The 14,369-nt window shown below is 54.8% G+C and carries 12 protein-coding genes and 1 riboswitch; of the genes, 9 read left to right on the top strand and 3 right to left on the bottom strand.

Features of this window, described 5'->3' with window-relative positions; all coding sequences use genetic code 11:
• Positions 1–95 precede the first annotated feature (95 nt).
• From BBD41_RS09210 to BBD41_RS09200, 3 genes are read right to left on the bottom strand one after another with little or no spacing between them, the layout of a single operon-like run.
• On the bottom strand, positions 96–947 hold the full coding sequence (locus BBD41_RS09210; RefSeq protein ID WP_099477364.1) for an ABC transporter ATP-binding protein: 852 nt from the start codon (positions 945–947) through the stop codon (positions 96–98).
• Between the two features lie 24 nt (positions 948–971).
• Positions 972–2,018: a FecCD family ABC transporter permease gene (locus BBD41_RS09205; protein ID WP_099477363.1), complete on the bottom strand. Its 1,047-nt coding sequence runs from the start codon at positions 2,016–2,018 to the stop codon at positions 972–974.
• Positions 2,015–2,998 (bottom strand): FecCD family ABC transporter permease, encoded by a 984-nt coding sequence (locus tag BBD41_RS09200; RefSeq protein WP_099477362.1) that lies wholly within the window; start codon positions 2,996–2,998, stop codon positions 2,015–2,017. Before BBD41_RS09200 ends, BBD41_RS09205 begins: the two co-directional genes overlap by 4 nt.
• A gap of 199 nt (positions 2,999–3,197) precedes the next feature.
• Between BBD41_RS09200 and BBD41_RS09195 the strand changes: the two genes are divergently transcribed.
• The 9 genes from BBD41_RS09195 (at position 3,198) to BBD41_RS09160 (ending at position 14,323) form a co-directional block, all read left to right on the top strand.
• A complete protein-coding gene (locus tag BBD41_RS09195) occupies positions 3,198–4,226 on the top strand; it encodes an ABC transporter substrate-binding protein (RefSeq protein WP_077569535.1) in 1,029 nt (342 codons plus the stop codon).
• A 166-nt stretch (positions 4,227–4,392) separates the two neighbouring features.
• Positions 4,393–4,824 (top strand): HTH domain-containing protein, encoded by a 432-nt coding sequence (locus BBD41_RS30240; RefSeq protein ID WP_237086953.1) that lies wholly within the window; start codon positions 4,393–4,395, stop codon positions 4,822–4,824.
• Positions 4,821–5,726 (top strand): IS3 family transposase, encoded by a 906-nt coding sequence (locus tag BBD41_RS30235; protein WP_335582737.1) that lies wholly within the window; start codon positions 4,821–4,823, stop codon positions 5,724–5,726. The genes BBD41_RS30240 and BBD41_RS30235 overlap by 4 nt, the downstream gene beginning before the upstream one ends.
• Positions 5,727–6,230: 504 nt before the next feature.
• A riboswitch (TPP riboswitch) is annotated at positions 6,231–6,334 on the top strand.
• Between the two features lie 425 nt (positions 6,335–6,759).
• A complete protein-coding gene (gene tenA, locus BBD41_RS09185) occupies positions 6,760–7,452 on the top strand; it encodes a thiaminase II (protein ID WP_099477361.1) in 693 nt (230 codons plus the stop codon).
• 103 nt (positions 7,453–7,555) lie between these two features.
• Entirely contained in the window at positions 7,556–8,407 is an 852-nt protein-coding gene (thiM, locus tag BBD41_RS09180; protein WP_189636151.1) for a hydroxyethylthiazole kinase, read from the top strand.
• Entirely contained in the window at positions 8,404–9,237 is an 834-nt protein-coding gene (gene thiD, locus BBD41_RS09175) for a bifunctional hydroxymethylpyrimidine kinase/phosphomethylpyrimidine kinase (protein WP_099477360.1), read from the top strand. Before thiM ends, thiD begins: the two co-directional genes overlap by 4 nt.
• Positions 9,234–9,908, top strand: a complete 675-nt coding sequence (thiE, locus tag BBD41_RS09170) for a thiamine phosphate synthase (RefSeq protein WP_077569532.1) — start codon at positions 9,234–9,236, stop codon at positions 9,906–9,908. Before thiD ends, thiE begins: the two co-directional genes overlap by 4 nt.
• A 217-nt stretch (positions 9,909–10,125) precedes the next feature.
• On the top strand, positions 10,126–12,078 hold the full coding sequence (locus BBD41_RS09165; RefSeq protein WP_099477359.1) for a BglG family transcription antiterminator: 1,953 nt from the start codon (positions 10,126–10,128) through the stop codon (positions 12,076–12,078).
• 238 nt (positions 12,079–12,316) lie between these two features.
• Positions 12,317–14,323 carry a fructose-specific PTS transporter subunit EIIC gene (locus BBD41_RS09160; RefSeq protein WP_099477358.1) on the top strand — a complete coding sequence of 669 codons (2,007 nt, stop codon included), beginning with the start codon at positions 12,317–12,319 and terminating at the stop codon, positions 14,321–14,323.
• Positions 14,324–14,369: the final 46 nt, after the last annotated feature.

The following is a 14,369-nucleotide window of genomic DNA, read 5'->3' as shown; positions in this document are numbered from 1 at the left end:
TTAAAATGGATGATGTGTGATATTTCTATAAAGAAGGGCTGTTTCCCTTCACCTTCACGACTTCGGTGAGGAATACAGCCCCGTGCATTCGGTTGCTATGCGGTTGTCAGCTCTCGGAGCCGTTCCGTCTCCTCTGGAGAGGACGAGGCGGCTTGCGTCCGGCGGAGGCCCTTTCCATGCGGAACGCACATCGGCGTCCCGTACAGCGGGTCTGGAATAATCTCGCACGGCAGCTGGAACACCGTCTGCATCAGCTCGGAGCAGATAATATCCTCCGGTCTTCCCATCGCCTTGATGCTGCCGTCCCGGATGGCGACAATGTGATCGGCGTAACGGCAGGCCAGGTTGATATCATGCAGGACCATGACGATGGTTCGCTGTTCCTGCACGTTCAATTCGTACAACAGATCCAGCACTTCGATCTGGTGCGTCAGGTCCAAATACGTCGTAGGCTCATCCAGCAGAATCAGCGGCGTCTCCTGCGCGAGCGTCATCGCGATCCAGGCCCGCTGACGCTGCCCTCCGGATAGCGAATCCACCGTACGATCGGCAAGGCCGGTTAGCCCGGTCGATTCGAGAGCTGCCATGACGGCCTTCTCGTCTTCAGGCGACCATTGGCGCAGCCAGCTCTGGTAAGGGTAGCGTCCCTGCTTGACAAGCTGCAGGACCGTCAGCCCTTCCGGAGCCGTCGGCCCCTGGGGCAAGATGGCCAGCTTGCGGGCCACATCCTTGGTCGACATGCCAGCGATATCTGCGCCGTCGAGCACAACCGCGCCGCGCTGCGGCTTCAGCAGCCGGGCCATGGAGCGCAGCAGCGTCGATTTGCCGCAGCCGTTGCTGCCGATGAACACGGTGATTTTACCTACCGGCACGGTCAAATCCAAATTTTCAAAGATGTAGTCGCCCCCATAGGAGAGGCTCAATCCCTTCGCTTCGAGTGCACTCATCATGTCAGCTCCTTTTTTTTCGTATTAAAACCGATTCCGATTGCGATACAGCAAATAGAGGAAGAACGGCGCCCCGATGGCGGCGGTGAATACGCCGGCCGGAACGTCGCGCGGCAGAAACGCCGTCCGTGCCACCAGATCGGCTGCAAGCAGCAAGATCGCGCCGATCAAGGCGCTTACGGGCAGCAGGCTGCCGAATGAAGGCCCGACCAGCCTGCGGGCCATATGCGGGGCCATCAAGCCGATGAAGGCGATCGCACCGCCGATGGAGACAGCCGCCCCGGCAAGCGCCACGCTTAAGCCGATCAGCAGCAGGCGCTGCTTCTGGACACGGGCGCCCGCGCTGCTGGCGACATCGTCCCCGAGTGCCTGGATGTTCACATTGCGGGCCTGCAGCCAGGTCACCGGGAGAAGAACCGCTACCCATGGCAGCAGCGTCATGACGTCCTTATCCCAGGACATGCCGTATATGCTGCCTGCCATGAAGGTTAGAGAACGATCGGCCAGCTGAAGCGGGCCGGAGATAATCAACATATATGAGATCGATTTGACCGCTGCGGATACCCCGATGCCGATCAGTACGAGACGGAGCGGCGAGACGCCCCCTTTCCAGGCCAGCACGTACAGCAGCCCGGTAATGAGGAAGGCTCCGAGGATTGCGAAGAGCGGCATCCAGTGAATCGATACGGTTCCGGTGAACAGGAAGATGAACAGCACCGCGCCGAGCGATGCGCCTTCCGTCATGCCGATCACGTCAGGGGAGGCGAGCGGATTGCGGATCACGCCCTGCAGGATGGCGCCGGCTACGGCCAGTGCCGCCCCGATCAGCACGGCAATGATCACCCGCGGCAGCCGGAGCTTCATCACGATGACCTGTTCCATCGGAGGGGCTTTACCCGCCAGTGCTTTGATGACGTTCAGCGGCGATATGGGCTGGCTCCCCATGCCCGTGCTAACCACAATGACGATGAAGCAAACGGCAAGCAGGATGAGGGACACCCAGACCGTTCTTCGCTCCAGCATGAATGAAATGCCGGCCCTTCCTGCGCGGAGGATGCGGTGCTTGCTCATGATGTTCGCCTTCCTTTCCTGGCAATGTACACGAAGAACGGCACGCCGATGATTGCCGTCATGACGCCGACAGGAACTTCCTTCGGCATCGCGATGTACCTGGAGCCCAGATCGGCCGTTACCAGCAGGACGGCGCCGAGTACGGCGCTGTAGGGCAAGATCCATCTGTAGTCATTTCCTATAAAATAGCGCACGATATGCGGAATAATAATGCCCACGAAGGCAATCGGTCCGGCGGCGGCAACGGATCCGCCGGCCAGCAGAATGACCGCGGCCGCAGCAAGCAGCTTGATGAGCGCGGTCTTCTGTCCAAGGCTTTGCGCAATATCATCGCCCATGGAGAGCGCGTTCAGATGCCGCCCGAGCAGGAGGGCGATCAGCATGCCTGCCGCCATGTAAGGCCAGACGGCATTCAATTGGTTCAAGTCCCGCCCGGCAACCGATCCGACGAGCCAGATGAGCACCTGGTCGAACATTTTACCGTCGGAGAGCATCAGTCCTTGAGTCAAGGAATGGAAGAATGCGGCCATAGAGGCCCCAGCCAGCGTAATCTTGACCGGAGTCATGCCGTCCCGGCCGATGCTGCCGAGCATGAATACGATACCCCCGCTGACGGCGGCGCCGATCAGGGCCACCAAGGTAAATGCCTGCAGCCCGTCAACCCCGAGCCAGCCTGCGGCCATAATAATGAAGAAGGCTGCACCGGCATTCACGCCTAGCGTACTGGGCGATGCAATGGGGTTGCGCGTGATGACCTGCATCAACGCGCCTGCCACTGCGAGGCTCGCCCCCACGGCTGCTGCGATGAGGGCCCGGGGAACCCTTGCGGTCAGGATGATGAGATGCTCGTTGCCGCCATTATAGTGAGCGAACGAGTTCCATACTTCCGTTAGCGGAATGTTCGTTACGCCGAACGCGATGCTGCCCATCATCGCGGCGGCAAGCGCCAGCAGCGATATCAATAGTCCGAGTAAGCGCATATATACTCACTTTCTTAATTTCATGGATTATTAAGTTCATATGAATTTTAGGTGAAAGGGAGCCGATCTGTCAATGAACTTGATAATCATTCTCAAAAAATATATTGATATTTTTGCTGGAAACCGTTATAGTTTTGAATCGGTAAGTGATAATGATTTTCAATAAAGCGGAAATGATATGAGGGGGATTACGATAGGAATGGGACAAGGAACAGCTAAGAAACCGGGCCGAGGGCTGAAATGGAGCTTGCTGGCGCTTATTATGGTTGTCATACTCGCAGGCTGCGGATCGAATGGAACGCAGAATAATGCAAGCCAGCCATCGAACGGAGAAAGCGGAACGGCTCCTGCGAATAACGGCTCCGGTGCATCCGGCGATTCGTACGAAGTAGTGCATGCGATGGGAACCGAGACGATCAAGGGCGCGCCGCAAAAAGTGGTCGTCCTCACGAACGAAGGAACGGAAGCCTTGCTCGCGCTGGGCGTGAAGCCGGTAGGCGCCGTTAAGTCCTGGACAGGCGACCCATGGTATCCGCATATTAAAGACCAGATGGAAGGCGTTACCGTGGTCGGCGAGGAGAGCCAGCCTAACATTGAACTGATTGCCGGACTGCAGCCGGACCTGATCATCGGCAACAAAATGCGTCAGGAGAAAGTGTATGAGCAGCTGAAAGCGATCGCGCCGACGGTATTTGCGGAGGATCTTCGCGGAGAATGGCAGAACAACTTCAAGCTCTACGCACAGGCAGTGAACAAGGTAAGCGAAGGGGAAGAGCTTCTCTCAGCGTACGACCAGCGTATTCAGGATTTCAAGGAGAAAGCCGGAAGCAAGCTGGATGAGACCGTCTCTGTGGTGCGTTTCATGGCCGGCAAGACGCGCGTTTACCATACGAACACCTTCTCGGGGGTTATTTTCGATCAGATCGGCATCGCACGTAACGAGATGACGAAGAACGCGAAGGACAATTTCGTGGACGAGATCACGAAGGAGCGGCTTCCTGAGGTGGATGCCGACAGACTGTTCTACTTCACGTACGAAACCGGCGACGGCGGCGCCAACCAGACCGAGCAGGAATGGGTCAACGATCCGTTGTGGAAAAACCTGAACGTCGTTAAGAACGGTCAAGCCCATAAGGTCGATGACGCCATTTGGAACACGGCCGGCGGGATTCTGGCGGCAAATCTGATGATTGACCAGCTGTATGAATTTTACGGCCTGGAGAAATAAAACCGTATCCTGACCCCATTTCAAATAGAGAGTATGATGATGGGATACCAATAAAAGCAGCCTGTTGAGTTGAACTGTGACCCATAAGATGGACACTTTGAAAAAAGTGACTTCTTGTGGGTCATTTGTGTTTTAATCAAGGTATGTGACGAGGAGTGATACGAGAATGGGGAAGTTGAAACGGGTGCTCTTTACCGAGGAGCAAATGAGGAAGCTGGAGGAGAATCCAAACGTACACCATGTGACCGAGGCGGCCATTACATACACACCTGCATTCAAGCTGGAGGCGCTGAAAGCCTACAAGCAGGGGCAGACACCTTCAGAAATCTTTATTCGTGCCGGCTTCGACCTGGACGTTATTGGTCATAAGAAGCCCAAGGACAGCTTAAAACGGTGGCGTGAAACCTTCGAACTGTACGGTGAGGAAGGTTTGGCTACAGAGCGGCGCGGTAAGGGCAGTACAGGGCGCAAGCCAGCTGGTCAGTTGTCAGCCGAAGAAGAATTGAAACGGGCTAAGGCCCAGATCAAACTGCTTGAAGCTCAAGTGGACATGCTAAAAAAGCTCGAAGCGCTCGATCGGCAGAAGAAGAAACGCTGACGCCCTCCGAGCGCTATGAGATCATAAATCGCACCATTCGGGCATATGGCCTGAAACGAATGACACGCTATCTATGCGAGCTCGTGGAAGTAAGTCCAAGCGGCTATTACAGGTGGCTGGGGACGGAAGAAGATCGTCAACTTCGTGCTGCCGCCGACGAGCAGGACATCCTTCTCATCAAGCAGCACTTTGACGCGCTCCGTGGCAAAGCAGGTGCGCTTGTGATTAAGATGCGGCTGGAACAGATAAGCGGCGTTGTCATGAACCACAAGAAGATTCGCCGGCTTATGAAAAAGGCAGGCTTGGTGGCCGTAATCCGTCAGGCGAACCCCTACCGCAAGATGGCTAAGGCAACTCAAGAGCACAAGACGTGTCCGAACCTGCTGGAGCGAAAGTTTAACCAAGGCGAACCTGAGAAAGTGTTTCTCACTGACATCACTTATTTGCGCTATGGAAGCGGACACTGGGCATACCTTTCCTGCGTGAAGGACGGGGCGACCAGGCAGATCCTTGCCGACAGCGTGGCAGCAACACTCGAGCTTCCAATTGTCGAGCGGACGCTACAGCGTCTTTTAGAGCGATTAGATGGAAACATTCATCCAGAAGCGATTCTGCACTCCGACCAAGGGATGCACTACACGCATCCTAAAACCCGTCTTCTCATTGCTAAGGCAGGATTTAAGCAGTCGATGTCGCGCAAAGGCAATTGCTGGGACAACGCCCCGATGGAATCATTCTTCGGTCACTTGAAAGACGACGTTGATTTTAGCGATTGCCAAACTATTGATGAAGTGAGGGTGCGAGTGAAGGAGTACATAAGCTACTACAACTCAGAACGATACCAGTGGACATTAAAAAAGATGACCCCCGATGAATTCAGAGGTCATCTGCTTGCTAGCTAAGCTCTAGGCGGTTTATTTCAAACTGTCCACAAATCGGGTCACAGTTCAAGTCAGCTCAACAGGCTGTTTTCTTGTCCAGTTTTATTGAGTTTATCAATTGAAAGCTGCAATTCGAAGTTCTTTTGTGAAGACAATTTCAAGTTTTCTTCCACGCAATTCGTTTTTCGTTAATCACTTGTGAATCCTTTTGAGCATGCTGCCATTGTTGTCCAAACTATATGCTGCCTCCATTGAGCTTCCAGCTTTGGTTACATACACTAGAATCTGGCCTTGCCGGTATATGGCGCCGAATCGTTGCCTGGAGATTTCAATTTGGTCCTGAAATTGACGAAATGCATGGTTTACTTCCGCGACTGCATAAGACGTAATGCTCAGCGTCAGCTGAATCGCATTATTGCTTGCGCCCGATTGATGGCCAATTCCCGGTAATGACGAGTATTAAGCAAACACGGAAACGTTTGACACCACCGCCAAACCTATGTACAGTAATAGTCAATAGAATAGGAAGTCCACTAGGGGAGCCGTCAGCGGCTGAGACAAGAGCGTATCTTGGACCCTTTGAACCTGATCTAGTTCGTACTAGCGTAGGAAAGTGGAGCCTTCACGGATAGAGTCCTTTTTGCGCCTGCTCCTGCCGGGCAAGAGGACTATTGCTGAAGCCGCTCCGTTTTTCGGGGCGGCTTTGTTTGTCATGCCCCGAAAAACGTAATTTCCTGCATTTTCGTCGCGCAGCACGTTAACGCACGGTACGAGCTCGCAGCATGCAAGAGTTACCGGGTATGCAAATCTAGCCGTGTACATAAAGGGTTGCCGGATATACACATGTAGCCGGGTACAACGGCTGCCGGATCTGCAAAGTTTCCCGGATGGAACCGTTGCTGATATGAAAAGGATGCACGGTGTGCGTAGGTTGGTTTACGGGACATGCAACGGATGCTTGGCTGCCATTGTCAGGATTGCTCGGATTACCGGGATTGCCGGGTCGCTAGGAGGACTTCCTGCTCTTCATTTCAAGATGGAGGTGGGGATAACAATGACGTTTACCCAAGAGCTTCGCCAGCAGGCGGACGGAATTTTCGAGGCGATCGTAAACCATCCCTTCGTGCGGGGAATTGCCGCCGGGAAGCTGGGCAGCGAACAGCTGATTCACTATGTGAAGCAGGACTTCGAGTATTTGAATGCCTACATTCGCATCTATGGCATCGCCATATCCAAGAGCACGAGCCGGGAGGACATGGCGGCGTTCAACGAACAGATTGCGTTTATCCTCAACAGCGAGGTGCATCCGCATCAAAATTTCTGCTCGGTCGCGGGAGTGAACTATGAGCATCTCCAGGGCTACCCTCTTGCTCCGTCTGCGCACCATTATATCCGTCACATGCTGACCGTTGCGCATGAGGGAACCCTCGGCGAAATTATGGCGGTCCTGCTTCCTTGTCCGTGGACGTATTATGAGATCGGCCGCAGATTGCTGGACGAAGTTACGCCGGATCGCACCCATCCGTTCTATGAATGGATTCATTTTTACGGGGATCGCGGTGAGGATGCGGCAGGGAAGTTCCTCAGCCGTGTGGATGCATGGGCGGAAGGAGCGACGATAAAGGAGCGGGAGCGGATGCGCGAGCATTTCATGCTGAGCTGCCAGCTGGAGTATATGTTCTGGGACATGGCTTACAAGCAGGAGGAATGGCCGGTGCCGTTCCAGTCGCTGGTGGATGCCGGATAACGAAATGTCATCTGCTCTGGATGAATCAGTGTACGTGTTGAGATGGGATTCATGCGAATTTATAGGTCATATACGAAGCCAAGAAAAGGAAAGGATGATGGCAATGAGCGGAAATACATGGGATTCGGGGCTTGCGGAGCTTTTAACGAAGGTGCAGCAGCAGAAGCCCCTTGTCCATAACATGACCAATGTGGTGGTTACGAACTTTACGGCCAACGGCCTGTATGCGCTGGGCGCGTCGCCGGTAATGGCATATTCCCCCGACGAGGTGGCGGATATGGCCCAAATTGCCGGAGCGCTCGTGCTCAACATCGGCACGCTGTCCCGCGAACAAGTGGATGCGATGATCATTGCCGGGCAATCCGCCAATACGCATGGCGTCCCGGTTCTCCTCGATCCGGTAGGAGCGGGGGCCACGCCGTTTCGGACCGATTCGGCCCTGCGGATCCTGCGTGAAGTGAAGGTTTCCCTGGTGCGGGGCAATGCGGCCGAGGTTGCCAATCTGATCGGCGAAGTCCGGGTGATCAAGGGGGTCGATGCGGACGACTCTGCGTCCGGCGGGAACTTAGAGCTGGCGCTGCGGGCTGCACAGCGGCTAAATACGGTGGTGGCCATTACGGGAGAGGAGGACGTGATCAGCGATGGTGTTTCGGCGCGAATCATTCGCGGCGGGCATGTGATGCTGACGAAAGTAACCGGGGCGGGCTGCCTGCTCACTTCCGTGCTTGGGGCTTTCGCCGCTGTAGAGCCGGATTTGCTGCTCGCGGGAACGGCTGGCCTTGCCTTCTATGGGGCAGCAGCCGCCCGCGCGGCTGAGCAAACGGCCGGACTCGGGCCGGGCAGCTTCCAGATCGTCTTCCTGGATGAGCTTGCAAAGCTCCACTCCGGTTCGCTCGAAGGGTACGCATCGGTCTGCGAAGCGGATATCCTGGCGGAAGGGAGCGTATCCCGATGACAGACGCACGGATTCCGAGAGCGCTGACGATTGCCGGTTCCGACAGCGGGGGCGGCGCCGGCATTCAGGCGGACCTGAAGACGTTCCAGGAGCTTGGCGTGTACGGCATGTCGGCATTGACTGCGGTAACGGTGCAGAACACGCTTGGCGTCCATGGCGTCTACCCGCTGCCGCCAGAAGCGGCGACGGAGCAGATCGAGGCGGTGGGCGGCGATATCGGCGTGGACGCTTTAAAGACGGGCATGCTATTTAACGCCGAGATCATCCGCCTGGTCGCTGACCGGATCCGGGTGTTTGGCTGGGAGAGAGTCGTTGTCGATCCCGTAATGATCGCCAAGGGTGGTGCCGAGCTGCTGCGTACTGAAGCCGTTGACGCACTAAAGCGGGAGCTGCTTCCCTTGGCGATGGTGGTGACGCCTAATATTCCGGAGGCGGAGGTGCTGGCCGGAATGGGGATCCGCACGAGGCATGACTGCCGGGAAGCGGCTCGCCGCATCGGCGGGCTCGGTCCGCGGATCGTCATCATCAAGGGCGGTCATGGCAGCTTCGAGGAGGATGGAGATCAGGTGGTGGATCTGGTATATGACGGCACCGGCTTTACGGAACTCAGCGCCAAGCGCGTGAATACCGTTCATACACATGGGACCGGCTGCACGTTCTCGGCAGCCATTACGGCAGGTCTGGCCCAGGGCCTGAGCGCCTTCGATGCGATTCAGAGCGGGCGCTTATTCATTCAAGCGGCCATTGAGGACGGATTGAACCTGGGGCAGGGACAGGGCCCGACCAATCATTGGGCATACAATCGCCGCCGTCAGGAGGTGCTGCAATGACGGGCAGAGTGGCACCCGAGATGATGAGGCGGCATCTGCGAATGTACCTCGTGCTCGGCAGCGTGAACTGCAGCGTCGAGCCAAGCTTGGTCGTGCAGGAGGCGTTGGCTGGAGGCGCAACCATGGTCCAATTTCGTGAGAAGGGACAAGGAGCACTCACCGGGGAGCCGATGATCCGGCTGGCTCGCCGGATCCAGGAGCAGTGCCGGCAAGCACGCGTACCCTTCATCGTCAATGACGATGTAGAGCTGGCACTGAAGCTGGACGCCGACGGCGTGCATATCGGCCAGGACGATGAATCCGCGGCTTCGGTACGTGAACGGATCGGCAACCGGATGCTGGGCGTCTCCGCCCATACGGTGGAGGAAGCCCGGCGCGCAATCCTCCATGGTGCCGATTATCTTGGCATCGGACCGATCTACCCGACCCGCTCAAAGGATGATGCCAAGGCTGCGCAAGGCCCGGCAATTCTTCGTGAGCTGCGCGAAGCTGGAATCCGTTTGCCGATCGTTGGGATTGGCGGGATTACCGTGGATCGCGTGGAGGAAGTGATTGGAGCGGGTGCGGATGGCATCGCGGTGATATCCGCCGTGACGGGAGCGGCGTCGGCGCAGGAGGCTGTGGAGACTTTTATGGGAAAGATACGCCGAGGAGCCGAGGGGATTTCTTAAGTTGTAAGAGGATTATAAGCGGATCAAGAACAAGGGTGCCTACTTCTGAGGCACCCTTGTTTGGTTTACCGTATTCTGTCAGAAGCCCTTCAATTGATCCATTCCCGCGTATCGTCCCCGTTCAGATTGCCATAGCGACCCGGATATGATATACGTAGGACGATGTACCTGCTCTACGATGCGTGAGCTCTCCCAATAAGCTGAATAGGAGACCGGAATGAATAACAGGCAAAAAGAGATTTTTCGCAATTTGTTAATGGAACCGAACCGCCAGTGGCTCGTCCAGGATCTTGCGGATCAGACCGAATGCTCGGAGAAGACGATCCGTAACGATCTGAAGGTGATTGAAGAATATATCGATAAGCACTCCAGTGGCCGTTTGGTGAAAAGGCCGGGACTTGGCGTCTATCTGGAGATCGAAGAAGCGGATCGGGCTGATTTGTTCCAACGTTTGTACTCCAACGATCGTACCGCCGAGGATGAATCGGATGAGGAAAGGGTGCTGCACCTGGCATACCGCCTCTTGATGAACGCGAAGCCCGTAACCCTGCAGAACCTGGCTTCACCTTTTTACGTGAACAAGGCGATTATCCGGCGGGATATGGAAAAGATTGAGGGCTGGCTGCGGAGCTTTGATCTGAGCTTAATGACGAAACCGCGCGTAGGCTTCATGATTGAGGGAACGGAGAAGAATAAACGGATGGCGCTGGCGCGGTTAAACCAATTGATCAACCGTCCGGAGTTGACGGGACAAATGATGCGTAACCAGTTTGAACCGCACGAGATTGCAGCCGTGTCCCATGAGTTGAAGGCGCTGCAAAAGCATCATCAGCTCCGCTTCACCGATGAAACCTTCGAAAGCCTGATGCTGCATATTCTGCTCATGGTCAAACGGACCAAGCTGGGTCAGCCGATTTCGCTCTCTGATCAGGACCTGGCCTTTTTGGAGAACAAAACGGAATTTGCATGGGCGACGGACTTTTTGAAGCAGCTGCAAAAACTGTTTGCCGTCCCTTTCTCCAAGGAAGAAACCGCTTATCTAACCCTGCACCTGCTTGGCGGGAAGATCCGATACACGCAGGAGGATGAGAGCGTTGGACGCAGCGAACTGGCAGACAGCCACCCCCTCCTGCCCCGACTGGTTGAGCAGCTGACCCGGCGGATGTCGGAGCTGAATATGATCCCTTTCTCCAAGGACTCCATATTGCTGAACGGGTTAAAATTGCATTTGTACACGACCATGAACCGTCTTCATTATGGTCTGGCGGTGTCCAATCCGATGCTGGCAGAGATCAAAAAGATGTACCCGTATATGTTCGATCGGGTCATTATGGCACTGGAAGAGGTGGGGGAAGCGTTCCAGCTGTATTTTCCTGAAGAGGAGGCCGCGTATTTGACGCTGCATTTTCAGGCATCCGTGGAGCGGATTCACCAGAATGAAAGCCACCCGCAAAAGGTCATTATCGTGTGTCATATGGGGGTAGGGATGTCCCAACTCCTTCTCGCGAAGGTGGAGCGGAGATTCCCGTCCGTTCATGTAGAAACAACGATGTCCAAAGCGGAAGTTGAGGATTATCTGGCCGATCATGAGGTGGATCTTGTCATAACGACCGTTGAACTGCCCAAGCTAAAAATACCTCATATCCTCGTTTCCCCTCTGCTCGAGGCCAGTGACGAGCGGAAGCTGGAGCAAGCGATTCGTCGGCTCGATGAGCCGGACGGCAGGGCGGCTGAGGAATCGGTCTTTTTGAAATATACGACACCTTTTCTCATCTTTCCTCAGCAGGAGCTGGCGCGTCCCGAACAGTTAATCTCCAAGTTTGCGCAGATGCTGGAGGACAAAGGGTATGTCCAGGCCGGGTATACGGAAAGTGTGCTGGATCGTGAGAAAATGTCTGCTACGACGATAGGAGGAGGCATTGCCATCCCTCACGGCGGTTCGGAGTGGGTTACACAGTCCTGCATCGTTGTCGTTACTTTGAAGCAGCCGATTACCTGGGGGACCGAGAAGGTTGAGCTTGTGTTCTTGCTTGCGATCAAGCATGATGAGCGAACAGAGATGCGGCAGCTGTTCAAGGAATTGTCGCGTATCAGTGAGCAGCCGGCACTGGTCAGTGCGTTGTCTAAAGAGACGGACGCGATACGGTTGCTGAATAGGTTAAAGGGGTAACATAAATAGTAAAAACGATGAAGCAGGACGGTATGCGTCCTGCTTTTTACATTTTCAGGATGTTGCAAAGCGTTTGGAATAAGCATCGTGGCATAGGCCCGCTTTGAGGGATATTTTGATTGCGAAATAAATCCGTGTTTTCCGGAAGTTCCGGTAAAAAGTTCATCCGATAACAGCGCTTTCAGCGTGTACACTATAAATGTAAGCGGGAACATGACAGCAAAGGAGAATAACGAGCATGAAAATACTAGCGATTACTTCATGTCCTAACGGAATTGCACATACGTATATGGCCGCTGAGAATCTGCAGAAGGCAGGCGCGAAGCTTGGCGTTGAGTTAAAGGTTGAGACCCAAGGCTCCATTGGTGTAGAGAATCCATTCACGGAGCAGGATATCCGTGAAGCCGACGGTATTATTATCGCGGCGGATAAAACGGTGGTGAAGGACCGGTTTGTGGGTAAAAAACTGCTTGTCGTTGGGGTGCAGGATGGTATCCGCCGTCCGGAAGAGCTGATCCAACGGATGATCAAAGGGGATGTGCCCGTCTATCAGGCACAGTCCAAGTCAGCTGAAGCTATGACAGGAGAAAATAAACCTAAACAAAATCCGATTTACCGTCACTTGATGAACGGCGTATCCTATATGGTGCCGTTTATCGTGATCGGCGGGCTGCTCATCGCCATCGCACTGACAATGGGCGGCGTGAAGACGCCGGGCGGTTTGGTTATACCGGATGATTCGATCTGGAAAACGATTGAAAGTATCGGCTCGGCTGCGTTTACCTTCATGGTTCCGATCCTTGCCGGATTTATCGCCATGAGTATTGCGGACAGGCCGGGGCTTGCGCCAGGTATGGTCGGCGGGTTCATTGCCGCGAACGGCAGCTTTTATGGAAGTGAAGCGGGGGCTGGATTTATCGGGGGAATTATTGCCGGTTTCCTGGCGGGTTATGCTGCACTCGCGATTAAACGGCTCAAGGTTCCTCGGTCGCTGCAGCCGATTATGCCCATTATCGTTATCCCGGTACTGGCTTCATTAGTTGTAGGGTTAATCTTCGTCTTTGTGATCGGCGCTCCGGTTGCGGATCTGTTTGAAGCGTTAACCGCCTGGCTCGCGGGAATGCAGGGAACAAGTTCGATTCTGCTTGCGCTTATTCTGGGCGCGATGATTTCTTTCGACATGGGGGGGCCTGTGAATAAGGTTGCATTCCTGTTCGGCTCGGCCATGATCGGTGAAGGAAACTATGAGATTATGGGCCAAATTGCCGTTGCCATCTGTGTTCCTCCGATTGCAATGGGACTGGCAGCAATGATAAACAAAAGAAAGTTTACACCTTCGGAACGTGAAGCCGGAAAGGCAACATTTACGATGGGACTGTTCGGTATTACCGAAGGAGCGATTCCATTTGCGGCGCAAGATCCTTTACGCGTCATTCCGAGTATCATGGTCGGTTCCATGACGGGTTCGGTGATTGCCATGTTGGGCAATGTCGGTGACAGCGTAGCCCATGGCGGTCCGATTGTAGCCGTGCTCGGTGCCGTTGATCAAGTGCTGATGTTCTTCTTAGCAGTCATAGTCGGCGCAGCCGTGTCGGTGATCATGGTGAGCCTGCTTAAGAAAAATGTTGCGGCTGTGACTCCGGCAGTTGTTGGAGAAGGAGCAGACGCAGTAGCAAAGCCAGCCCGAGCCGAAGCGACCCCAGCTGCAGCCGTGGCCGCGGACGCAACCGAAGCGGCTTCAGCCGAGAACAGTAACGGTACAACGACGGAAGCAACACCTATCCGCGTTGAGAAATTGACGGATATCGTAACACCGGATCTCATTAACTTGAATCTGGCCGGTACGACACAGGATGCTGTTATCGACGAAATGATCGCCGCATTGGAGCGGAATGGGGCGGTCAGAGCTGACGGTGATTTTAAACAGGCCATATTAGCCCGGGAACAAGAAAGCTCCACAGGCATCGGCATGAATATTGCCATTCCTCACGGCAAATCGGATGCTGTCCTGAAACCAAGCGTGGTCTTTGGTATTCAGCGGGATGGTGTCGACTGGAAGAGTCTCGACGGCAGCGAAGCCAAATTGATCTTTATGATTGCCGTGCCGCGCAATAGTAAACAGAACGCGCATTTGAAAGTGCTGCAGATGCTGTCCCGCAAGCTGATGGACGATGATTTCAGAGAAGCGCTTTTGGCGGTGACAACGAAGGAAGAAGCCTATCAATTGCTTGATCAGGTGCAATAATCCAAGAAGCTAAAGTGACGTCACCTGGCCATTGGTTGGGGGGGCA

Source organism: Paenibacillus ihbetae, assembly GCF_002741055.1.
Lineage (GTDB): Bacteria > Bacillota > Bacilli > Paenibacillales > Paenibacillaceae > Paenibacillus_AQ > Paenibacillus_AQ ihbetae.
This window is presented reverse-complemented; position numbering and strand designations above follow the sequence as displayed.